The sequence below is a fragment of the Iamia sp. SCSIO 61187 genome, assembly GCF_019443745.1.
GTDB lineage: Bacteria > Actinomycetota > Acidimicrobiia > Acidimicrobiales > Iamiaceae > Iamia.
Genome location: NZ_CP050948.1, coordinates 4892882 through 4915485, shown reverse-complemented (window position 1 = coordinate 4915485; position 22604 = coordinate 4892882). Strand labels below are relative to the sequence as shown.

Here is a 22604-nt window from a genome sequence, read left to right as displayed (position 1 = left end):
CCCGGTGACGGTCGCCGCCCCGCCCCTGTTCGCCTTCGACAACACCTACGTCCGCGACCTCGAGGGCCTGTACGTCGCCTGGCAGGGCGCCGTCGCCCCGGACCCCCGGCTGGTGGTGCTCAACGAGGGCCTCGCCGCTGAGCTGGGCGTCGACCCCGCCCTCCTGCGCCAGCCCGGCGGGCTCGCCGTCCTGGCCGGGAGCGTCGCCCCCGAGGGGGCCGAGCCCGTCGCCCAGGCCTACGCCGGCCACCAGTTCGGCGGCTACTCGCCCCGCCTCGGCGACGGGCGGGCCCTCCTCCTCGGCGAGGTCCACGACGACCAGGGGCGCCGGCGCGACATCCACCTCAAGGGCTCGGGGCGCACACCCTTCGCCCGCGGCGGCGACGGCAAGGCCGCCCTCGGACCCATGCTCCGCGAGTACGTCATCGCCGAGGCCATGCACGCCCTCGGCGTCCCCACCACCCGCTCGCTGGCCGTGGTCGCCACCGGCGAGCACATCGCCCGCGACACCCTCCTGCCCGGCGCCGTGCTCGCCCGCGTCGCCGCCAGCCACCTTCGGGTCGGCACGTTCCAGTACGCCTCGGCCCACTCGGACCCGACCCTGCTGCGCCGGCTCGCCGACCACGCCATCGCCCGCCACCACCCCGAGGCGGCGGCCGCCGACCAGCCCGCCCTCGCCCTGCTCCAGGGTGTCGCCGACGTCCAGGCCGACCTCATCGCCCGCTGGATGCACGTCGGGTTCATCCACGGCGTGATGAACACCGACAACATGACGATCTCGGGCGAGACCATCGACTACGGGCCGTGCGCCTTCATGGACGCCTACGACCCGGCGACCGTGTTCAGCTCGATCGACCACGGGGGCCGGTACTCCTACGGCAACCAGCCCGGCATCGCCCAGTGGGACCTGGCCCGCCTGGCCGAGGCTCTCCTCCCGCTGCTCGACCCCGACGTCGACACCGCCGTCGCCCAGGCCACCACGGTCCTCGACGGCTTCGCCGCCCGCTACCAGCAGCGGTGGGACGAGGGCATGCGGGCCAAGCTGGGGCTCGGCGAGGCGCGCCCCGGCGACGACGACCTCGTCGCCGACCTGCTCGCCCTGCTCCAGGCCCAGGCGATCGACTGGACCACGTGGTTCCGGGCCCTGGCCCGCGACCTGCGGGGCGAGGCCGACGCGGCCCGGGGCCTGGCCGTCGACATCGCCGCCGCCGACGCCTGGCTGGCCCGCTGGCGGGCCCGGGTCGACGCCCCCGCCGTCGCCGCCGACGCCATGGACCGGGTGAACCCCGTCTACATCCCGCGCAACCACCTGGTCGAGGAGGCGCTGGCCGCCGCCACCGACGGCGACGAGGCCCCGTTCCACGCCCTGCTCGACGTGCTGGCCCAGCCCTTCACCGCGCGCCCTGGCCTCGAGCGCTACACCGAGCCGGGCCCGACCGGCGGCCGCCCCTACCGCACCTTCTGCGGCACCTGACCCGACGGCAGGCGCCAGGCACGAACCGTCCTCCACGGAAGGTGCCTGGCACCTTCCGTGGCTCGACCCGCCGTGGGGCGCGGTGGTGAGCCCGCACGGTTGCGGGCTCACCGGGTGGTCGGCGTGTCAGGCGGCGAGGGCCCGTCGGTCGACGGGCTGGGATCGTCGCTTGCGTCCGTCGGGGGTGGTGATGATGACGGTGGCGTCGGGTCGGAGCTCGATGGCCCAGCCGGGGCGGTGGACGACGCCGTGGTGGTACCGGCACAACAGCACCAGGTTCCGCAGGTTCGTCGGTCCTCGGTGGGCGATCCACTCGGCGACGTGGTGGCCGTCGGTGCGATGCGCGGGCCGGTCACAGCCCGGGAACCGGCACCCCTTGTCGCGGATGCACAGCGCCTGGAACAACGGCGCCGGGATCGTCCGCGTGGAGCGCCCGTAGTCGAGGACGGTGCCATCAGCGCGGGTGATGACCCGGTGGACGTTCGCATCACACGCCAACCGCCGGGCGGCCTGCGCGGTGATCGGGGTCCCGTCGTCGAAGCACCCCTGCCCCTTACCCCCGAGCAACGACTCCAGCGGGACCGTGATGTTCACGTGCGGGCGGTGCCTCCCGCCCTTGTGGTCGGACTGGTGGTCGAGGAAGTGGTTGAAGATCTCGGCCAGGGCGTCGTGGCGGCGTTGGGCGGGTGTCCGCTCGTCGCCGTCTGTCTTGTTGCCCATGGCCAACCGGAGGGCGGCCTGGGCGGCGTGGAAGGCCTCGGGCTCGAGGTTCGCGTCCAACCGCCCACCCGACAGCGTCGGCGACAGGTGCGCGGAGCGGTCCGGGTCGGGCTCACCCTCGTGGCCGTCGTCGAGGGTCTCCTTGGCGTGGGCAGCCCAGGACTTCATGGCCACCACCGCCCCGGCCACGTCCAGGCCGCCCAGCATGGGGACGAGGTCGTCCTCGCCGGCCTGGAACAGCGGGGCGGTGCGGTCGTTGAGGTTGGCCACCACCGCCGCGACGTGACCACCCGACACCTCACCCGACACCCAGGCAGCGCGCAGCACCGGGAGGTGGCGGAGACGGCGGGCGGTGGTGGCCATCCGTTGGGCGTCGCTGTTGGTCATCCGCCCCTTGATGCGGAGCCAGGCGGTCATCGAGGCGCAGCCCTCGGCGGTGTCCCACTCGTTGGTGTCATCGAACCGGCAGACGGCCTCGCAGAGCTTGGCGTCGAGGCGATCACGCAGGAACAGCGCCTCGTCGAGGGCGTCGCCATCGACCGGGATGTCCAGGTCGGAGATGGTGGTGGCGAGCGCCTCGAACATGACCCCAGTGATACCCGACAGACGGGAATCGAACCACGGAAACCCAGGAAATCATGGAGTTCCTCGGCCTCTGTGTGCCGCTGTGAGCCCCGCAGATCGGTTGTGGTCGCCAGTGCCCGAAACGGCAGGTCGGGCCGCAGGAGGCCGCACAGCGCCGGCCCCCCGAGCCGACGCCACTCCACCGCCTCGCACCCCACCGCGGTACCAGGGGCCCGACGAGGAGCGGACCCATCCGCTGACCCACCTGAGGCACGAACCGTGGGATCCTCCTACCAGTACTCCTCGAAGTGGATCGTGCCCCGCTGGGTGCGCTTGTCGAGGGTGAAGCCCCTCTCGGTCAGGAGCTCGACGACGCCGGTGACCTCCGGGAAGCGCTCGGCGCCGTCGACCTCCTCGGGCAGGCCGATCATGGCCGGGTTGCCGCACAGGAAGACGTGGGTCGCGCTCGGGTCGAGCTCGCCCAGGTCGCCGTCGCGGACCAGGTCCTGGATGTAGCGCTTGGGGACGTCGGGCTCGCGGGTCGGCAGCGGGATGTAGCGGTAGTTGGGGTACCGGCGGGCCAGCTCGTCGTGCTGGGCGCGGTAGCCGAGGTCGGCCCACTGCCGCACCGACACGGCCGACACGATCGGGCCGTGGTGGCCCTTGCGCAGCAGCTCGGTGACCATGGCGTTGTGGGGCGCCTCGCCGGTGCCGGTCGAGAGGAAGATCGCCGTCGAGGCCGGGTCGACCACCGGGGCGAGCGTGTAGCGCCCGGCCACCTTGGGGCCGAGGTAGATCCGGTCGCCGGGGCGCTTGAGGGCCAGGCGGGGCGTGAGGCCGGGGACGTTCCCGTCGGTCGGCGGGACGAGCACGATGTAGAACTCGAGCTCGTCGGCGTCGCCCGCCAGGTAGCCGTGCTCGTCGAAGATCGGGTGGGAGATCGAGTACGACCGGCGGACCATCTTGTCCCAGCGGCTGTCGAGGCCGGGGTCGACGGCGTCGTCGATGCGCTCCTCCCAGAAGCCGAGCCCGAGCGAGGCGTACTGCCCGGGGAGGTGCGACACCGACCCGTGGTCGGGCTTCACCCGCAGCACCCACAGGTCGGAGTGGGTCGGCTCGAAGTGGGTGATGGTCGCGTTGTAGTGCTCGGCCCGGAGCTCGTCGATGACGCCGGCGTGCTTGCCCCGGCGGGCCAGCGGCGACGGGGGCTCGGGCTGGTCGACCTCGGGGAAGAGGGCGCCGAGCAGGTCGCCGGCGACGCGCCAGCTGGGGGCCGAGGGCAGGTCGCCGGTCTCGTCGTCCTCGCCCATGAACCACACGCGGCCCGACGCCAGGGCGGCGTCGGACAGCCCGACGTCGGTCGGGCCCAGGGCGCTGCGCCCCGACGCGAAGACCACGTGGTCGAACTGGAGGTCGGGCGTGCGCCGGTCGCCGAAGAAGGCCATCGGGTAGCCGTCGACCTCGCCGATCTGGGTCGGGACCGAGCGGTACAGCAGGGTGGCCAGGCGCTCGCGCTCCAGCCGCCGCAGGGCGCCGTCGGCCACCGGTGAGAGCCGGGTCGGGTCCATGCCACCGGCGGCCAGGACCACGCCGGCGCCCACGTCGGCCAGGGCGGCGGTGAGCTCGACGGCGTGGTCGGTGTACCCGACGACCAGGACGTCCTCGTCGGCCGGGTGCTCGGGGAGGGTGTCGACGGTGACCCGGCCGTTGGTCGCGCTGGGCACCGGCGGCGTCCAGTCGCCGGCGTGCTGGCGCTGGGCGACGAGCACGGCCCGGGTCCGGTACGCCTGGCGGGCGGTGGTGACGACGAGGTCGTCGCCGTCGAGGTCGATGGTGGTGACCTGCTCGCCGTAGGCGGCGTCGAGGCCGTGCTGGCCCACGACGCCGGGCAGGGCCATCGCCGTCCCCGCCTCGAGCACCCGCACCCGGGCGAGACCGGCCCGTCGGGCCGCCACCGCGGTCGAGAGCCCACCGGCGTTGCCGCCGATCACCACCAGGTCGTCACGGGTCGACGGCATGGTGCGGAAGTCTGGCCCGCCCGCCCCCGCCCTGCCCAGCCCACCGAACCTTGTCCGGAAGCGCGTCACATGAGCGATCTTCCGGACAAGGTTCAGCGGCGGATCTCGAGGAGGGTCTTGCCGATCGTCCGGCGGGACTCCATGGCGCGGTGGGCGTCGGCGGCGCGGGCCAGGGGGAAGCGCTGGCCGATGACCGGGCGCAGTCGTCCGGCGGCCGCCTCGGCCAGGGCCGACGCCGTGAGCGCGCCCATCTCCGCCGGCGTGGGGCGTCCGGTCTCGAGGAGGGTGACGGCACGGGCGGCGGCCTCCTCGGGCCCGATCTCGGTGAACGAGCCGCTGGCCATGCCGTACCGGAGCACCCGGCCGCCCGGGGCCACCCGCTCGAAGGCCTCCCGTCCGACCGGGCCACCGACGCCGTCGAGCACGACGGCGACCGGCTCCACGGCCTCCGCCCAGCCCGGCACCCGGTGGTCGACGACCTCGGCCGCGCCCAGCGACCGGACGACGTCCAGCTTGTCGGGTCCGCCGGCCGAGCCGACGACGATCGCCCCGGCGGCGCCGACCATCTGGACCAGCAGCGTCCCGACCCCGCCGGCGGCCGCCAGGACCAGCACCCGCGCCCCGGGTCGGGCGGCCACGGTCCGGGCCAGGAGCGTCGCCGTCCGCCCGTCGGCCAGGAGGGCGGTGGCCACGTCGAGCCCGAGGCCGTCGGGCACCGCGACCAGCCCGTCGGCCGGGACGGCCACGAGCGAGGCGTAGCCGCCGGAGCCGCCGGTGGTCGTCACGACCCGACGCCCGACGAGCCCAGGGTCGCCAGCGGGGCCGACGGATCGCACGACCCCGCCCACGCCGTTGCCCGGGATGACCGGCGGAGCCGCCGGGAACGGCCCCCGCCCGCCCCGGACCTGGGTCTCGACGAAGGTGATCGAGGCCACCGCCACGTCGACCAGCACCTCGCCGGGGCCGGGCACCGGGTCCGGCGTCTCCCGCGCCACCAGCACCTCGGGGCCCCCGACCTCATCCATCCACACGGCGATCATGGGCGTACCCGACCACCTCCAGCGCCCTCGAGGTCAAGGCCGACGGGCGTGACGTCCGTCGCAGAACTAGAACCTGTTCCATGCAGCTCACGGGTCAGCGCATCGTCGTCGTCGGGGTGACCGGTCGGGTGGCCAAGCCCCTGGCCCTCGCCCTCGCCGCCGCCGGCAACGACGTCATCGGCGCCGCCCGGTTCACCGACGAGGCCGCCCGGGCCGAGCTCGAGGCGGCCGGGATCACCTGCGCCCCGGTCGACCTCAACCGGGGCGACCTCGACGCCCTGCCGGCGGCGGCCGACGGGGACCTCGTCGACGTCGTGCTCAACCTGGCCGTGGCCCAGTCGGGGCGCTGGCCCGTCGACCTCCGCATCAACGCCGAGGCCGCCGGCGAGGTCCTGGCCCGCATCCGGCCCGGGCGCTTCCTCCACTGCTCGACGACCGGCGTCTACGCCCCCAAGGGCCACGAGGCCATGGCCGAGACCGACGCCCTCGGCGACAACCACGCGGTGATGATGCCGACCTACTCGATCTCCAAGATCGCGGCCGAGACGGTGGTGCGGACGGTCGGTCGGATCTTCGACGTGCCCACCACCATCGCCCGGCTCAACGTCCCCTACGGCGACGGCCACGGCTGGCCCGCCTTCCACCTGATGATGATGCAGGCCGGCCAGGCCGTCCCGGTCCACGTCGACGGCCCGACCGAGTACACGCCGATCCACGACGTCGACATCCTCCGCACCCTGCCCGCGCTCCTCGACGTCGCGAGCGTGCCGGCGACGATCGTCAACTGGGCCGGCTCCGAGCGCGTCAGCGTCGAGGACTGGTGCGCCCACCTGGGCGAGCTGACCGGCCTGACGCCGACCTTCGAGCGCACCGACCGGTGCCTGGAGAGCGTCGTCGCCGACACCACCCTCCTCGAGTCCCTCGCCGGCCCCTCCACCATCGACTGGAGGACCGGCTTCCGCCGCCTCGTCGAGACCAGCTTCCCCGACCTGGTCGCCCGCTGACGCCACGGAAGGTGCCTGGCACCATCCGTGGGCACGGAAGGTGCCAGGAGGCTCAGCGGATAGGTCGGTAGTGCTGGTTGCGGTGGTCGATCAGCTTGGCGGTGATGAGGAACGCGATGGCTAGGCAGAGGGCGGCGTGGCGGTGTTCTGTGCGGCGGTCGGTGTTGCGGCGGAGCTGTCCGTAGTTGGTGAGCCAGGAGTGGGTGCGTTCGACGGTCCATCGTTTGCCGAAGCCGACCAAGGCCACGGCGCCTTGGCCGGGCTTGTTGCGCCACAGGGCGTTGAACTCGGAGATGTCGTAGCCGGCGAGACGGTCGGGAAGCGATGGGTAGCCGTACCCGCGGTCGAGGTGGAGGGTGCCGATGGCTCGGGCGGTGGGCCCGGTGGTCACGACATCAAGGGTGGGCTCGAGCATGCGGTAGTCGTTGCGGTTGCCGCCGTCGAGGGCCCAGCCCAACGGGATGCCGGCGGCCTCCACCGCGGTACTCCACTTCCAGGCCAGACGACCCTTGTTACCTGGGGCGATGCCGGTTCCTTCGCCTCCGCAGGGGGCGGGGTGGTGGCTGCCGTCGATGACCACGTCGGTGGTGTCGAGACCGATGACCTTGTCATAGGCGCGCAGCGCTTGGGCCATGAGCCGGTTGAACACACCGGCCCGAACCCATTCGTCGCGGCGGGCGCGCAGGGTGGTGTCGGAGACCTCGTGGTGAAGCAAGAACTCGACGGTCTCCCACGCCACTCCGGTGACGAGGCGGATCATCAGGCCCCGGAAGATCACCCGGTCTGGGACCCGGCGCCGGCCACCACCTTGGCGACGCTTCGGTGCTGGAGGCACCAGCCATTCGACCGTGACGAACACAGCGTCGCTGACTTCAGGATCGAGCGCGCGCATCATGGACTCGACCTCCCCTGGTCTGGTTGTTGGGCGCACTCGCTATGAAACGCGAGCCACCACCCCGACCAGGGGATGGTCACCAAACCGCGCGGCCTCCTGGCACCATCCGTGGTGTCCGCCTGCGGGTCGTCGCGGGGTCGATGTAGGTTCCGCGCATGGACTCCTTCGACGGTCGGCTGGCGGTGGTCACAGGTGGTGGCACGGGGATGGGGCGCGAGCTGGTCGTCCAGCTCGCCGCCGCCGGGGCGAGCGTCGCCGCCTGCGACGTGAACCTGGAGACCCTCGACGAGACGGCCGAGCTGGCCCGCAAGGGGGCCCCGGACACGGTCCGCATCACCACCCACCAGTGCGACGTGGCGGACCCGGCCGCGATGGACCGCTTCCGCGACGAGGTCCTGGCCCAGCACGAGACCGACCACGTGCACCTCGTGTTCAACAACGCCGGCATCGGCGGCGGCGGGAGCTTCCTCAACGCCACCCGGGAGGAGTGGGAGCGCACCTTCGGCGTCTGCTGGGGCGGCGTCTACAACGGCTGCCGGTCGTTCCTGCCGCTGCTCGTCGCCGCCCCCGAGGGCCACCTGGTCAACACCAGCAGCGTCAACGGCTTCTGGGCCTCGCTGGGTCCGGGCGTCCCCCACACCGCCTACAGCTCGGCCAAGTTCGCGGTGAAGGGCCTCTCCGAGGCGCTGCTCGAGGACCTCCGCCTGCACGCCCCGCACGTGTCCGTCTCGGTCGTGATGCCGGGCCACATCGGGACCGACATCGTCCTCAACAGCGGGCAGATCCACGGGGCCGACGGTGACCCCGCCGAGCGGGCGGGCGCGATCCGCGAGGCCATGGCCCAGCGGGGTGTCCCCTCCGACGGGATGGACGACGAGGCCGTCCTCGGCCTGGTCACGGCCATGGGCGAGGCCTTCCGCGACAACGCCCCCATGACCGCGGCCGAGGCCGCGACGGTCATCCTCGACGGGGTGCGGGCCGGCGAGTGGCGAATCCTGGTGGGCGAGGACGCCAAGCTGCTCGACGAGCGGGTGCGGGCCGACCCCCTCGGGGTCTACGGCCCGGACGCCGGCGGGCTCGACACGATCGTCCTCGGCGCCTGATCGACCCTCCGGGACCGCCCGGGGGCCGGTCCGCGAACTCTGTGTGAACGGACGGCTGACGCCCTGTCGGAGCCGGGCCCGGTGGCCCAAGATGACCGCGCTGCCCCGCACCGGGGCCCGATCGCGAGGAGATCACCGTGAACCTGGGAGCCCCCGAGCTGGCCATCTTGCTCGTCGTCGTGCTCGTCCTCTTCGGCGGGGCCAAGCTGCCGCAGCTGGCCCGGAGCCTGGGCGAGGCCCGGCGCGAGCTCGAGGCCGCCACCGGCGAGCGCCCCGCGTCCGCTCCGGCTGGTCACTCACCCGTCGACCCCTTGTAAGGGTGCCCTAACGGGACCTACGGTGGCGCGGTGACCGACGCCGCCACCACGACGCCCCCGACCGCCGCCGCCGTCGAGGCCTCCGAGCCCGACGCGATCGCCACCTACCTCGCGACCGACGGGGCCGACGTGGTGGCCCGGATGAACACGGACTTCGCCGACGCCGTCCTCCTCGTCGGCCGGGTCCTGGGCGGGCGCCCCGAGGCCACCTCGGCCGCCCTGGTCGGCCTCGACGCCCGGGGCGTCGACGCGGTGGCCGTCGACGCCGAGGACGAGCACCGGTGCCGGGTCGACTTCGACGAGGAGGTCACCGACCCCCTCATGTTCACCGCCGCCCTCCTGGGCCTGGTGGTGCGGGCCCGCGAGGTCTCGGGCGAGGAGGGTCTGACCCGCGCCGAGCAGGAGGTCGCCCGGCTCTCCGCCATCCGCACGTTCGTCACGTCGGTGGTCGCGGTCGAGGACGTCCACCCCCACCTGCGGCAGATCACCTTCGGCGGGGGCGACCTGCACGCCTTCGTCCCCAACGGGCCCGACGCCTTCGTCTACGTCCTGCTGCCCCCGCCCGGTCGCACCGAGCTGACCGTCGACCAGTCGTTCTCGTGGGAGGCGGTCCCCGACATGGCCGAGGCCGACCGGCCCGTCGGCGCCTACTACACCGTCCGTCGCTGGCGCCCCGAGGCCGGCGAGCTCGATGTCCTGTTCGTCCTCCACGGCGACACCGGCCCGGCGTCGGCCTGGGCGGCCCGGGCGCAGGTCGGTGATCCCGTCGCCCTGTGGGGGCCGCGCACCTCGTGGGACCCGCCGGCCGACACCGACCACTACGTGCTGGTCGCCGACGAGACCGGCCTGCCCGCCGTCGCCGGCGTCCTCGACCTCCTGCCCCCGGAGGCGTCGATCCAGGTCGTGGCCGAGGTGGCCTCGCCGGCCGAGCGCCAGGACCTCCCCGACCACCCGGGCGCCACCGTCACGTGGCTGTCCCGCGGTGGGGCCGAGGCCGGCACCGCGACGCACCTCCTCGTCGACGCCGTGCGCTCGCTGGAGTGGCGGGGCGACCATCCGTACGTCTTCGGCGGGGGCGAGAGCCGGGCCCTCACCGAGGTCCGGCGCCACGTCCGCGACGAGCGGGGCTGCCCCCGTGAGGCGGTCTCGCTGGTCGCCTACTGGCGCCACGCCGCCGACACCGACGACGCGGTCGAGGCCGCCGCCGCGGACGACGGGGTCGAGGCCGCCGCCGCTGCCGGCTGACGGCCGTCCGGGACGCCGGTCCCGATCCCGATCCCGATCGTCAGGCGGCGGTGCCCCGGGCCGAGTCGAGGATGCGGCTGTTGTGGTAGCGGGCGATGCGCCAGGCGCCGGCCCGACGGACGGCGACGGCCGTGCCGACGTTCGAGAACGACCCGCCGGGGATGGTCATGTCCTGGCGCACGTGGGCGATCACCACGTCGGGGGCGACCGGCGTGAGCCCCTCGACCGCGACCTCGATCCGCCAGTCGGCCGCCTGACCGGTGAGCCGGGCGGTCTGGTAGGCGTGGAGGTCGGCGGCGTCGCGGACGACGTTCCCCGGCGGGGGGATCGACACGGCATCGTCGGTGAAGATGGCGGCGGTGGCGTCGGGCTCGTTGGCGTTGAAGCCGACCTGGAGGCGGGTGAGGAGGTCGGTGATGGCGGCGGCATCGGCGGGGTCGAGCGATCCGGTGGTGGCGGTGGTGGCCATGCGGCGACGGTAGGACCTCGACCTTCCTCGAGGTCAAGGGCCGGCGGGCGCGGCGGGACGGGGCCCCGAGCCACTAATGTGATCCATTATGCGGACGCTCGCCCCCATCCTGGCCGCCGTCACCCTCGTCGTCGCCTGCACCTCGTCCGACGAGACCGGGTCCGCGGGGACCACCACCGAACCGGCGATCAGCACCTCCGCACCGGCCGAGGCGTTCGTCTACCCCGGCGAGGAGTGGGAGCGGGCCGACGCCGCCGAGATGGGCTTCGACCCGGCCGCCCTGGAGGCCGTCGCGGCCACCGCCGAGGAGCTCGACTCGTCGTGCTTCGTCGTGACCCGCAAGGGCAAGGTCGTCGGCGAGTGGTACTGGGACGGCACCGAGCCCACCACGACCAGTGAGGTCTTCTCCGTCACCAAGTCGATCACCAGCACCCTGGTCGGCCTGGCCCAGGCCGACGGCGCCCTGGCCATCGAGGACCCAGCCTCGGACTACATCGAGGAGTGGGTGGGCACCGACTCCGAGGTGGTGACCATCGAGCACCTGCTGAGCAACGACTCCGGGCGGGAGTGGAGCTTCGGCCTCGACTACGTCGAGCTGCCGCGGGCCGCCGACCGGACCCAGTTCGCCATCGACCTCGGCCAGCAGTACCCGCCGGGCGAGGCGTGGTCCTACAACAACGCCGCCATCCAGACCCTCGACCGGGTGATCTCGGTCGCGACCGGCGAGGTCACCGCCGACTACGCCCGCGAGCGGCTGTTCGAGCCCATCGGCATGGACGCCACCGAGATGGCGCCGGGCAACGCCGACGGCACCGCCACGAGCGCCTTCTTCGGCCTCCAGTCGACCTGCGAGGACCTGGCCCGCTTCGGCTACCTGTTCTTGCGCGACGGCACGTGGGAGGGCGAGGAGGTCGTCCCGGCGGCGTGGGTCGACGAGGCCACCGGGGCCCCTTCGCAGGAGCACAACGCCGCCTACGGCTACCTGTGGTGGCTCAACACCGAGGGCCGGATCCTCGGCCCGCTCCAGGCCGTCTCCCCGACGGCGGAGCCCGAGGAGGTGGTGGGCCAGATCGCCCCCGGCGCCCCCGAGGACATGTTCACCGCCCAGGGCCTCGGCGGCCAGATCGTGATGGTCGACCCGGGCTCCGAGACGGTGATCGTCCGACTCGGGTCCGGCCCCGCCGGCGACCCGCAGTCCGGCTTCCGGGCCCCCGACGCGGCGCGGGTCCTGACCGAGGCGCTCGTGGATCCGTAGCCACGACGGCTGGCGGCTGCGACGATGCGGAGGTGACGGGACGGCGGGCCGCGGGCGCAGGATCCCGACGCGTGGCCGCGGTCGCCCTCGTCCTGTTCCTGGCTGCGCCCATCGTGGGGTACGCCGTCCACGTCGCCACCGGCAGGAGCGACGGCCTGCGCCTGATCGCCGTGGTCGGCGCCACGATCGTCACCATGGCCCTGCTGCTCGGGGTCGGGGTGATCGCCGGTCTCGCCGGTGCGAGCACCGTCCGCGTCGAGGTCCGCGGCAGCGGCCGCCGCCGCTCCCGCCGGCACCGTCACCGCTCCGGGTGGTGACCGACGTCGAATCGCCAGCGAATCGTCGTCTGACGCCGCCCGCGGGTCAGCCGAAGCCGGTCTCGCGGACGGTGATGCTGAGACGGCCGGGAGGCAGGTCGAGGCCCGGTGGCCCGGTGCCGGCGACGATCTTGGGCACCCCGTGGAAGATCCGGCGGTTGCGGCCCCCGAACACCAGCAGGTCCCCGCTCTCGAGGCGGACGTCGGTGAACGGCCCGGTGCGGCGGTCGGTGCCGGCCAGGCGGAACGTGCAGGCGTCTCCCAGGCTGATGGTCACGACCGGGGCGTCCGACGGCTCCTCGCCGTCCTGGTGCAGGCCGAGGTGGGCGCCGGGGGCGTAGAGGTTCACGATGGCGGCATCGGGCGCGAAGGCGGCGGCCCCGGGCACACCGGTCTCCGACGCCGCCCTCCGGGCCAGGGCCGCCAGGTCCGGTGGGAGGGGCTTCACCGGGGCACCGTCGGTGTCGTCGGCGGTGCGGGAGTAGGCGTAGGGCTGCCAGTGCCACCCCAGGCAGACCGACTGCACGGTCATCAGGTGCCCCGTCGGCACGCGCGGGTGCCGCAGCCCGGCGGGCGGGACGGCCCAACGGCGGAAGGCGGCGACCAGGTCGGCCTGCTCGGCCGGACCGAGCCAGCCCGGGACGTGGACGACGTCGGGGAGGACCGCGACCGGGCGGGGCGCCGTCCGGTCGTCAGCGACGAGGGCCAGGCCCAGCTGCGTGCCCGTCGCCGGACCCGACGCGGGGAGGGCGGCCGGCACCCCGCCGAGGCGGCTGGTGCGGGCGGTCGTCGAGCCGGAACCCATGCCCGGTCAACGCTACGGCGTCCCCCCGTGTGAGGTGCCGACGAGGGGCGCGGGGCGCGAGGCGGCCCCCGCGCGGGCGTCGCGGATCGTCGATCGCACGATGTCGACGCTGGTCAGGACCATGTACTGCGTCCAGGCCAGCACGCCGAGGAGCTTGGCGCTGTCCTCGAGGAACAGGGCGGTGGTCGAGGTCGTCGGGGCCACGGCGTCGACGACGAGCGAGAGGCCGAAGCCGCCGAGGGCGCCGGCCAGGATCACCCACCGGGTGCGGGCGATCTCCCCGGTGTAGCGGAGGAACCACACGACGGCGGGCACGACCACGAGCAGCTGCCGGGCGGGCTTGGGCAGCCCGACGAACCGGAGGAGGTCGGCGTGCAGCTGGAACAGGTCGTCGGCCAGGAAGAGGGCGCTCACCGCGGCGGCGGCCCACAGGAACCGGGCCGCGCTCGGCCGCCCCGTCTGGGAGGCGACCCAACCACCCCCGAGGGCGGCGACCGTCGCCGTCGTCCACCCCAGGACCCCGAGGTCGCTCAGCACGCCGGTGTACCAGGGCTCGCCGGTGAGGAAGGCGGCGTCGAGGAACAGCTGCTCGACGGCGACCGTCCGCTGGGCGGCCACGGCGGCGAGCACGGTGCACCCGGCCAGCCAGCCGACGAGGAGGGGCGCCACCGACGGGATCTGGTGCCGCAGCTCGCGACGGCGACGGCGTTCGGCCATCGCCCCCCATCGGCAGCCGCCGACGGCCCCTGAGCCCCCTGCTGCCGGAAGAACGGTGACGCAGGTGACGTTCCCCGCCGGTGGGAATCACCGGCGCCGTGCCTAGGTTGTGGCTTGCACTCTGCAAGTCACCTGCCCCGCTCGGAGGCCCCCGTGCCCAGCTCCGTCGAACCCCGCACCCTGCCCGTCCTGCCCCTCCCCGAGGGCGTCATCCTCCCGTCCATGGTGGTGACCATCGCCCTCGAGTCCGACGAGGCCAAGCGGGCCTTCGACGCGGCCGAGGACGGCGAGATCCTCCTCGTCCCCCGCGTCGGCAGCGGGCTGGCCACCGTGGGCGCCCTGGCCCGCATCGAGTCCTCCGGCGTCCTGCCCGGGGGCACCACCGCCCTCGTCGTCCGGGCCACGGGCCGGGCCCGGGTGAGCGCCGGCGTCGTCGGCCCCACCCCCGGTCTGTGGGTCGAGGCCGCCCCCGTCGGCGAGGACGCCCCCACCGAGGAGGCCCGCCGCCTCGGCGCCGAGCTGCGCGCCACCTACCTCGCCCTGTTCGAGCGGCGCACCGGTCGTCGCGGTCGGGGCGGCCTCGACGAGGCCCTCGCCGGCGTCCCCGTCGACGACCCCGGCTCGCTGGCCGACCTGGCCGGCTGGTGGCCGGACCTCGACGACGATCGCAAGATCGAGCTGCTCGAGACCGTCGACGTCGAGGCCCGGGTCCGGCTCGTCCTCGACTGGGCCAAGGAGGCCCTGGCCGAGGCCGAGCTGACCAAGAAGATCAGCGACGACGTCCGCGAGGGCATCGACGACCAGCAGCGGGAGATGCTCCTGCGCCGCCAGATGGAGGCCATCCGCAAGGAGCTGGGCGACGACGGCGAGGACGAGGACGCCGTCGACCGCTACCGGGAGAAGATCGACGCCCTGGAGGCTGCCGGGGTCGACGAGGGCGTCGTCCGGGCCCTGCGCAAGGAGCTGGGCCGGTTCGAGCGGATGCCCGAGCAGAACATGGAGCGGGGCTGGATCCAGGGCTGGCTCGACACCGTCCTGGGCCTGCCGTGGACCGAGCGCAGCACCGACAACCTCGACGTCGACGCCGCCCGCGCCGTCCTCGACGCCGACCACACCGGCCTCGACGAGGTCAAGGAGCGGATCGTCGAGATGCTCGCCGTCCGCAAGCTCCGCACCGAGCGCGGCTTCACGGAGGACGACCGAAGGGAGTCCGACCAGGCGAGCAACGCGGCCCCCGTCACCCGACGCAAGGCAGGAGCCATCGTCGCCCTCGTCGGTCCCCCCGGCGTGGGCAAGACCTCGCTGGGCGAGTCCGTGGCCCGAGCCCTCGGCCGGAGCTTCGTGCGGGTCGCCCTGGGCGGCGTGCGCGACGAGGCCGAGATCCGCGGCCACCGCCGCACCTACGTCGGGGCCCAGCCCGGGCGGCTGGTCAAGGCCATCACCGAGGCCGGCACCATGAACCCGGTGGTGCTGCTCGACGAGGTCGACAAGGTCGGCTCCGACTACCGGGGCGACCCGTCGGCGGCGCTGCTGGAGGTCCTCGACCCGGCCCAGAACCACACCTTCCGCGACCACTACCTGGAGGTCGACCTCGACCTGTCGGACGTGCTGTTCATCGCCACCGCCAACGTGCTCGACACCGTCCCCGGCCCCCTGCTGGACCGGCTCGAGATCATCTCGATCGACGGCTACACCGAGGACGAGAAGGTGGCCATCGCCCGGGACCACCTCACCCAGCGCCAGCTGGCGGCCAACGGGCTGCGGCCCGACGAGGTCGAGGTCACCGACGCCGCCTACCGGGCGATCGTCGCCGGCTACACCCGCGAGGCGGGTGTCCGGGGCCTCGAGCGCCAGCTGGGCAAGGTCCTGCGCAAGGTGGCCGTCCGGATCGCCGGCGAGCCTGCGAGCGGCGCAGGGGGACACGCCGGCGGCACCGCCACCCCGGTGGTGGTCGACGAGGGCGACGTCCTGGTCGAGCTGCTGGGCCGAGCCCGCTTCCACCGCGAGGAGGTGGCCGAGCGCACGGCCGTCCCCGGCGTGGCCACCGGCCTGGCCGTCACCGGTGCCGGCGGCGACGTGCTCTTCGTCGAGGCGTCGGCGTCCGACGGCGAACCCGCCCTCCAGGTCACCGGCCAGCTGGGCGACGTGATGAAGGAGTCGGCCCAGATCGCCCTGTCGTGGGTGCGGGCCCACGCCGGCTCCGACCTCGTCGCCGTCGACGCCGAGGCCCTCGCCCGGCGGTTCCACGTCCACTTCCCGGCGGGTGCCGTGCCCAAGGACGGCCCCAGCGCCGGCATCACCATGACCACGGCCCTCGTGTCGCTGCTCACCGGGCGCACGGTGCGGAACGAGGTGGCCATGACCGGCGAGGTCACCCTCTCCGGCCGGGTGCTGCCGATCGGTGGCGTCAAGCAGAAGGTGCTCGCCGCCCACCGGGCGGGGATCACCGAGGTCATCCTCCCGGCCCGCAACGGCCCGGACCTGGACGACCTGCCCGACGAGGTCCGCGAGGCCATCACCGTCCACCTGGTGGACGACGTGAGCGAGGTCCTGGCGGTCGCCCTCACCGCCTGACCCCCTGCCTCTGTCGATCCCCATGCGCCTCCACGGCGCCATGGGGATCGGCAGGACGGGGTCAGACGGCGGCGTCGCCGGTGTCGCCGAGGTGGGCGATGACGCCGGCGTGGAGCGTCGTGCGGATCGTGGCCATGGTCGGGCCGGCCTTGGCCGCCAGCGGGGCGGCGAGGGCGACGGCGTCGGGGACCAGCCGGTCCTCGTCGGACAGGGCCGACACGATGCCGGCGGCGAGGGCCTCCCCGCCGGTGTAGCGCCGGGCGGTGACCATGGCCTCGTGGGCCGTGGTGACCGGGAGGCGGGCCGCGATCAGGGCGTTCATGCCGGGGGTGAACGGGATGCCCAGCTCGGCCTCGGGCAGGCACCACCAGCCCCGATCGGCGCGCATGGTCCGCAGGTCGTGGCAGAGCCCGAGCATGGCCCCGCCGGCGAAGGTGTGGCCGTTGCCGGCGGCCACGGTCGCGCACGGCAGCGACAGCACCCGGGCGAACAGGCCGTGGACGCGGGCGACGTAGCGGGCCATCTCCTCGGGGTGGGCGCCGAGCCAGTCCAGGTCCAGACCGTTGGAGAAGAACTTGCCGGTGCCGGTGGTGACGAGGGCCTTGGGCCCCTCGGCCGCCTCGACCTCGTCGAGGGCCGCGTCCAGGGCGTCGAGGAAGCTCGGGGAGAAGCGGTTCTCCCCGGCGTCCATGCGGAGGACGAAGACATCGCCCTCGCGATCGACGGTGACGGGTGCAGGATCAGCCATCCCCGAAGTCTGGCCCCGCCGTCGGATCCCCGTCGCCGCGGTGGCCGGGATCGTGCCAAGGTTGGCCCATGGATGCGGCAGGCGAGGAGCTGGTGGCCGCCCTCGACGCGGTGACCCGAGGGGCGTGGGACGAGGCGGCGAAGCGGGCGGAGCAGGCCCGGTCGCTGGCGCCCGACCGCCTCCTGCCGGGGGCCCTCGGCGAGCACCTGGCCCGGGGGCGGGACGACGTCTACAGCGAGCCCGAGGCCTTCGAGCGCTTCATCGACGGCGGGGGCAACGTCGGCCTCTACGAGCACGCCGGTCGGGCGCTGGCGGCGGTCCACGCCGAGCACCGTCCCGAGCGGGTTCTCGACATCGGCTGCGGCGAGGGGCGGCTCACCGCCGCCAGCCTGCGCGACGGCCTGCGCCACCTCGACCTGGTCGAGCCGTCGGCCGAGCTCATGGACCGGGCCTGTCGCCGTCTCGAGGGCCACGGCGCCGAGGTGGCCTGCCACGCCATGGGGGCCGAGGAGGTGGCCACCACCCTCGCCGGCGAGCGCTGGGGGCTGGCCCAGTCGACCTTCGCCCTCCACGCCGTCGCCCCCGGCGCCCGGGCCGCCGTCCTCGCCGACCTGGTCGGGCGGGTCGACGCCCTGCTGCTGGTCGAGTTCGACGTCCCCGCCTTCACCGACCGCAGCGAGGACCACCTGCGGTACCTCGTCGAGCGCTACGAGGTCGGGCTGGCCGAGTACGCCGGCGACACCGTCGTCGCCCAGGGCTTCCTCCTCCCGGTGCTCGTGGCCCAGATCGCGCCCGACAAGGCCCGGCACACCTGGGAGCAGCCCGTCGCCGCCTGGGGCGACGAGCTCCGCGCCGCCGGGTTCGCCTCGGTCCGCCACCGCAAGGTCAGCGACTACTGGTGGGCCCCCGCCCACCTGGTCGAGGCCAGCCCCTAGTCCTCAGCCACTCGCTCGCGGCGGCGGCGGCGGCGATGGTCAGAGGGATGCGGCGGCGCGCTTGATGGCGCTGCGGATCCGCACGTAGGTGCCGCAGCGGCAGACGTTCTCGAGGGCGTCGATGTCGGCGTCGGTGGGGTCGGGGTTCTCGGCCAGGAGGGCGACGGCGGCCATGATCTGGCCCGGCTGGCAGAAGCCGCACTGGGCGACGTCCTCGTCGATCCACGCCTGCTGGACGGGGTGGAGGGTGTCGCCGTCGGCCAGGCCCTCGATGGTGACGACGGTCCCGCCGTCGCACTGGGCGACCGGCGTGGTGCACGGGCTGATGGCGGCGCCGTCGAGGTGGCTCGTGCACGCCTTGCACACGCCGACCCCGCAGCCGTACTTGGGACCGGTCAGGCCGAGGTGGTCGCGCAGGATCCAGAGGAGGGGGAGGTCGGCGGGCGCCTCGATGGTCGTGGGCTCGCCGTTGAGGGTGAAGGTGAAGGTGGGCATGTGACTCCTCAGCCTCCGGCCGCGTCGAAGCCGATGGGGAAGCGGGTGGGCAGGGTCCCGGTGGCCCGGGCGTAGGCGTTGGCCACGGCCGCTGCTGCCGCCGGCACGCCCAGCTCGCCGGCGCCGCCCGGGGGCCCGGTCGGGGCCATCACGTGGACCTCGATCTCCGGCGGCGCCTGCGCCTGCCGGGCGTAGAGGTAGTCGGCGAAGCTGCCCTCGCGGACGGCGCCCCGGTCGATGTGGACGCCGGCGCTGAGGATCGTCGAGATGCCGTCGACCAGGGCACCCTGCATCTGGGCCTCGAGCCCTCGCGGGTTGACGGCCCGGCCCACGTCGACGGCGCACACGCCCTTGGTCACCCGCGGCGCGGCCGGGTCCCGGCAGTCGATCTCGACCAGGTAGGCGACGACGCTCTTGTACTCCTCGTGGACGGCGACGCCCTGGGCCGTGCCCGCCGGCATGGTCCGGCCCCACCGCCCGATCTCGCCGACCCGGTCCAGCACGGCCCGGGCCCGGGGCGAGCTCAGCTTGTCGCGACGGAACCCGAGCGGGTCGCGGCGGAGGGTCCGGGCGATCTCGTCGACCATGATCTCGTTCACGGTCGCCGTCTGGCCCGAGTAGATCCCGCGCCACGACCCCGTCGGCACGTCGAGCGGCACGTCGGTCAGCAGCTGGGTCTCGACCCCGAAGTCGTAGGGCACCTTCTGGGTGAGGTGGAAGACGGTCTGGGTGGCGCCGACGTTCAACACGTCGAACCCGGCCCCGCTCAGGGCCTCGCCGAAGCCGTGGGAGAAGTCGACCGGCAACGTGGCGTGGCGGTGCTCGTAGGCGACGAAGCTCCCGAGGAGGTGGGTCGCCCGCACCTTGTGGTGGCTGGCGGGTCGGAGCCGGCCGTGGCGGGTGTCGTCGTTGCGGGTCCACATGAGCCGCACCGGCCGGCCGATGGCCCGCGACACCTGGGCGGCCTCGACCGCGGGCTCGAAGAAGAGACGATGCCCGAACGACCCGCCCCCGCGCACCACGTGCAGGGTGACGGCGTCCTGCGGCAGCCCGACGGCGGCGGCGACGCTCTGGGCGGCGAGGATCGGGCTCTTGGCCGCGTACCAGACGTCGGCCCGGCCGTCCCGGACGTCGGCGGTCGCGGTGAGCGTCTCCATCGGGGCGTGGGGGGCGAAGGCGAACTCGAAGGTGCGGTCGACGGCCGCCCGCCCGAGGGGGAGCGTCACGAACGGCGCCGTCGATCGACGGAGGCGGTCGAAGATGTCGGCGTCGCTGAGGCCGTCGATGGTGCCCGGGCCCCACTCGACCCGGAGGGCGCCGGTGGCGGCCTGCGCCTGGTGGAAGGTCTCGGCCGTGATGGCCACGCCGCTCGGGATGGGCGTGACGGCGACGACGCCGGGCATCGCTCTGGCGTCGGTCGCGTCGACGGAGCGGACGGTGCCCTTGATCGTCGGGGGTCGGGCCACGACCGTCGGCAGGGCGCCGGGGACCTCGACGTCGAGGGCGTAGCGGGCTGCGCCGGTGACGATGTCGCGCCCGTCGATGCGTCCGGTGGCCCGGCCGTTGAGCCGGAGGTCGGCGTCCGGCTTCGGGGTGCCCGGCACGAGGAGGTCGACGACCGCGGCTGCGGCCTGCGTCAGGGCCCCGAACGAGAGGGTCTGGCCGTCCGGGGCGACGACCGCGGCGTCGGCGGTGCGCAGGCTGCTGGCCGAGACGCCCCACCGCTCGCTCGCGGCGGTGACCAGTCGGGCCCGGGCCGCGGCGGCCACGGTGCGCATCGGCGCGTACAGGGAGTGGATCGAGTTCGACCCGCCGGTGAGCTGGTTGAACAGCAGCTCGGGCCGGGCCGGGTCCAGCTCGACGTCGACGGCGGAGAGCGGGGCGTCGAGCTCGTCGGCCACGATCTGGGCGAAGGCGGTGGTGATGCCCTGGCCCACCTCGGCGCGGGGCAGGCCCAGCACGACCCGGCCCTCGGCGGTGATCTCGAGGCGGAGGAGGTAGGCGGTGGGGAGGGCGACGGCGGTGAGGGCGTCGCTCAGGTCGAGCAGGTCGGCCACGCCCGGCGTGGCGCCGGCCGGCTCGTCGTCGGCGGCGTCGAGGCCGATCTTGGCCACCAGCGTGAGGGTGGGGGCGGCGACGAGGTACGCCAGCACCCGCCGGCGCGACACGCCCGCGGGTGTCTCGGGTTCGATGGCGCTCACGACCCAGGTTTCGCCGCCACCCCCGTCCACCCCTGCCCCGGGGAGGACACTCGGGGTCTGACCCCGAGTGTCCGTCGGGTCAGGTGGGGCCGACGGGGACGTCGCCGGCGATGGAGATGCGGTCCATCACCCGGCGCTGGGGCCAGTAGTCGCTGGCGGCGTAGTGCTGGGTGGCCCGGTTGTCCCAGAAGGCGACCGCCCCCGGCGTCCAGCGGAAGCGGCACTGGTGCTCGGGGCGGGAGAGCTCGCGGGTGAGCCGCCGGAGCAGGGCGTCGCTCTCGTCCTCGGGGAGCCCGACGATGCGGGTGGTGAAGATGGCGTTGACGAACAGCGTGCGGCGGCCCGTCTCGGGATGGATGCGGACCACGGGGTGCTCGGGCGCCGGGAACTGCTCGGCCAGCCGCTCCCGGTCGGCGTCCTCCATGGCCAGGCCGAAGGTGTGCTGCCAGTCGTGGACGGCGGTCATGTCGGCGATCCGCTCGCGGAGCTCCTCGGGCAGGGCGTCGTGGGCGGCGGCGGCGTCGGCCCAGAGGGTGTCGCCCCCCACCGGCGGGACCTCGACGGCCCGGAGCACGGCGCCCCACGACGGCGTGGAGTGCCAGGTCACGTCGGCGTGCCACTCGTTCTCGGCCCCGCCGCTCGTGGCGTCCTTGGCCAGGGTGACGACGTCGGCGTCGTCGTTGCCGGGGTGGACGAAGGCGTAGAAGGGGTGCTGCTCCAGCGGGCCCCACCGCAGGGCGAAGTCCCGTTGCTGGTCCCGGGTGATGTCCTGGTCGCGGAAGAAGAGGACCTTCCACTCGAGCAGGGCCCGGCGCAGCTCGGCGTGGAGCTCGTCGTCGACGGGGTCGCCCAGGTGGACGCCGCTGATCTCGGCGCCGATGGTGGGCGACAGCGGCTGCACGGCGAACCGCTCGTAGGGCCGGTCGTCGAAGCCGGGCGCGGTGCGGGCCGCGACGCGGGGGCCGATCTCGAGGCTGAGCATCTGGGGTCTCCTGGGTCAGGCCCGGCGGGCCGGTCGGTCGGTGAGGGCGGCGGTGGTGGCGACCGACGCGGGGGCGTCGAGCACGCCGACGGCCATGTCGACCAGGTCGGCCACCTGGACCGCGGGCGGCAGGGCGGGCCGACCATCGGGCCGGACCCCCGCCTCCAGGGCGGCCAGGGAGGCGACGACGAGGGCCATCAGGTGGTCGACGCGGCGGGCCCGGATCGGCTCGGGGAGGTGGTCGAGGGTCGCCATCAGGCCGGCGTGCACCTGGCGGAAGCTGGCGCCCTCGAACGTCCGGCGCACGACGGTCGCGAAGGCGGGGTCGTTCGAGGCCTGGAGCAGGAAGCGGGCCCAGTGCCCGGGGCCGGCGAGCACGTGCTCGGCCAGGGGCACGACGAGGGCCTCGACCAGGGCGCGGCGGGTCGGGCGATCGTCGAGGGCGTCGAGCAGCTCCTGGCGGCGCGCGCCCACCGCGCCCATGCGGGCGGCGACCACCGCCTCCACCAGGCCCTCCTTGGAGCCGAAGTGGTACTGGGCGGCCGACTTGTTGCGCTGCCCGGCGGCGGCCTGGACCTCGCGGAGGGACATGGCGGCCAGCCCCCGCTCGGCGGCCAGCCGCTCGGCGGCGTCGATCATCTGGTCCCGGGCGGCGGCCACGCGGCAAGCGTAAGGCGAGTGCCTCACTCGGTCAAGGCGCGCGCCTCAACCGGGGGGGCAGCCCGC

General features: G+C 74.3%; 21 protein-coding genes. 9 read left to right on the top strand and 12 right to left on the bottom strand.

Annotated features, from left to right (window positions below):
- Nucleotides 1-4: 4 nt before the first annotated feature.
- Entirely contained in the window at nt 5-1474 is a 1470-nt protein-coding gene (locus HC251_RS23710) for a YdiU family protein (protein WP_255566540.1), read from the top strand.
- Nucleotides 1475-1600: 126 nt separating this feature from the next.
- On the opposite strand, the gene HC251_RS23705 is transcribed toward HC251_RS23710, so the two are convergent.
- The 3 genes from HC251_RS23705 to HC251_RS23695 all read right to left on the bottom strand — a co-directional run bounded on the left by HC251_RS23705 (nt 1601) and on the right by HC251_RS23695 (nt 5816).
- Complete coding sequence (locus HC251_RS23705; RefSeq protein WP_219943088.1) at nt 1601-2779, bottom strand: HNH endonuclease signature motif containing protein; 1179 nt, start codon at nt 2777-2779, stop codon at nt 1601-1603.
- A gap of 269 nt (nt 2780-3048) precedes the next feature.
- Nucleotides 3049-4776 (bottom strand): NAD(P)-binding domain-containing protein, encoded by a 1728-nt coding sequence (locus tag HC251_RS23700; RefSeq protein WP_219943087.1) that lies wholly within the window; start codon nt 4774-4776, stop codon nt 3049-3051.
- Between the two features lie 92 nt (nt 4777-4868).
- Entirely contained in the window at nt 4869-5816 is a 948-nt protein-coding gene (locus tag HC251_RS23695; RefSeq protein ID WP_219943086.1) for a zinc-binding dehydrogenase, read from the bottom strand.
- 80 nt (nt 5817-5896) lie between these two features.
- On the opposite strand from HC251_RS23695, the gene HC251_RS23690 reads away from it, so the two are divergent.
- Nucleotides 5897-6820 carry an NAD(P)-dependent oxidoreductase gene (locus HC251_RS23690; protein ID WP_219943085.1) on the top strand — a complete coding sequence of 308 codons (924 nt, stop codon included), beginning with the start codon at nt 5897-5899 and terminating at the stop codon, nt 6818-6820.
- 52 nt (nt 6821-6872) lie between these two features.
- Here the strand turns inward: HC251_RS23690 and HC251_RS23685 are convergent, their stop codons facing one another.
- Nucleotides 6873-7712, bottom strand: a complete 840-nt coding sequence (locus tag HC251_RS23685) for an IS5 family transposase (RefSeq protein ID WP_255566721.1) — start codon at nt 7710-7712, stop codon at nt 6873-6875.
- A gap of 158 nt (nt 7713-7870) precedes the next feature.
- Here HC251_RS23685 and HC251_RS23680 point away from each other — a divergent pair, with 158 nt between their 5' ends.
- The 3 genes from HC251_RS23680 (at nt 7871) to HC251_RS23670 (ending at nt 10380) form a co-directional block, all read left to right on the top strand.
- Complete coding sequence (locus HC251_RS23680) at nt 7871-8818, top strand: SDR family oxidoreductase (protein WP_219943084.1); 948 nt, start codon at nt 7871-7873, stop codon at nt 8816-8818.
- Nucleotides 8819-8955: 137 nt separating this feature from the next.
- A complete protein-coding gene (locus HC251_RS23675; RefSeq protein WP_219943083.1) occupies nt 8956-9135 on the top strand; it encodes a twin-arginine translocase TatA/TatE family subunit in 180 nt (59 codons plus the stop codon).
- 30 nt (nt 9136-9165) lie between these two features.
- A complete protein-coding gene (locus HC251_RS23670; RefSeq protein WP_219943082.1) occupies nt 9166-10380 on the top strand; it encodes an SIP domain-containing protein in 1215 nt (404 codons plus the stop codon).
- A gap of 40 nt (nt 10381-10420) precedes the next feature.
- Here the strand turns inward: HC251_RS23670 and HC251_RS23665 are convergent, their stop codons facing one another.
- Nucleotides 10421-10849: an SgcJ/EcaC family oxidoreductase gene (locus HC251_RS23665; RefSeq protein WP_219943081.1), complete on the bottom strand. Its 429-nt coding sequence runs from the start codon at nt 10847-10849 to the stop codon at nt 10421-10423.
- Between the two features lie 88 nt (nt 10850-10937).
- On the opposite strand from HC251_RS23665, the gene HC251_RS23660 reads away from it, so the two are divergent.
- Both HC251_RS23660 and HC251_RS23655 read left to right on the top strand, forming a co-directional pair.
- A complete protein-coding gene (locus tag HC251_RS23660) occupies nt 10938-12104 on the top strand; it encodes a serine hydrolase (protein WP_219943080.1) in 1167 nt (388 codons plus the stop codon).
- 71 nt (nt 12105-12175) lie between these two features.
- Nucleotides 12176-12421, top strand: a complete 246-nt coding sequence (locus HC251_RS23655) for a hypothetical protein (RefSeq protein ID WP_219943079.1) — start codon at nt 12176-12178, stop codon at nt 12419-12421.
- Nucleotides 12422-12467: 46 nt separating this feature from the next.
- Here the strand turns inward: HC251_RS23655 and HC251_RS23650 are convergent, their stop codons facing one another.
- Both HC251_RS23650 and HC251_RS23645 read right to left on the bottom strand, forming a co-directional pair.
- On the bottom strand, nt 12468-13226 hold the full coding sequence (locus HC251_RS23650) for an alpha-ketoglutarate-dependent dioxygenase AlkB (protein WP_219943078.1): 759 nt from the start codon (nt 13224-13226) through the stop codon (nt 12468-12470).
- A gap of 12 nt (nt 13227-13238) precedes the next feature.
- Nucleotides 13239-13943, bottom strand: coding sequence for a hypothetical protein (locus HC251_RS23645; protein ID WP_219943077.1), 705 nt, complete (start codon nt 13941-13943; stop codon nt 13239-13241).
- A 153-nt stretch (nt 13944-14096) separates the two neighbouring features.
- Here HC251_RS23645 and lon point away from each other — a divergent pair, with 153 nt between their 5' ends.
- The gene (gene lon, locus HC251_RS23640; protein ID WP_219943076.1) at nt 14097-16517 is read left to right on the top strand and encodes an endopeptidase La; all 2421 of its coding nucleotides are present in this window, start codon (nt 14097-14099) and stop codon (nt 16515-16517) included.
- A gap of 61 nt (nt 16518-16578) precedes the next feature.
- Here the strand turns inward: lon and HC251_RS23635 are convergent, their stop codons facing one another.
- Nucleotides 16579-17265: an enoyl-CoA hydratase/isomerase family protein gene (locus HC251_RS23635; protein WP_219943075.1), complete on the bottom strand. Its 687-nt coding sequence runs from the start codon at nt 17263-17265 to the stop codon at nt 16579-16581.
- Between the two features lie 68 nt (nt 17266-17333).
- On the opposite strand from HC251_RS23635, the gene HC251_RS23630 reads away from it, so the two are divergent.
- Entirely contained in the window at nt 17334-18200 is an 867-nt protein-coding gene (locus HC251_RS23630; protein ID WP_219943074.1) for a class I SAM-dependent methyltransferase, read from the top strand.
- Nucleotides 18201-18239: 39 nt separating this feature from the next.
- On the opposite strand, the gene HC251_RS23625 is transcribed toward HC251_RS23630, so the two are convergent.
- From HC251_RS23625 to HC251_RS23610, 4 genes are all read right to left on the bottom strand, one after another.
- The gene (locus HC251_RS23625) at nt 18240-18695 is read right to left on the bottom strand and encodes a (2Fe-2S)-binding protein (RefSeq protein ID WP_219943073.1); all 456 of its coding nucleotides are present in this window, start codon (nt 18693-18695) and stop codon (nt 18240-18242) included.
- Nucleotides 18696-18703: 8 nt separating this feature from the next.
- Nucleotides 18704-20896: a xanthine dehydrogenase family protein molybdopterin-binding subunit gene (locus tag HC251_RS23620; protein WP_219943072.1), complete on the bottom strand. Its 2193-nt coding sequence runs from the start codon at nt 20894-20896 to the stop codon at nt 18704-18706.
- Between the two features lie 79 nt (nt 20897-20975).
- Entirely contained in the window at nt 20976-21878 is a 903-nt protein-coding gene (locus HC251_RS23615) for a TauD/TfdA family dioxygenase (protein WP_219943071.1), read from the bottom strand.
- Nucleotides 21879-21893: 15 nt separating this feature from the next.
- Nucleotides 21894-22538 carry a TetR/AcrR family transcriptional regulator gene (locus HC251_RS23610; RefSeq protein ID WP_219943070.1) on the bottom strand — a complete coding sequence of 215 codons (645 nt, stop codon included), beginning with the start codon at nt 22536-22538 and terminating at the stop codon, nt 21894-21896.
- Nucleotides 22539-22604: the final 66 nt, after the last annotated feature.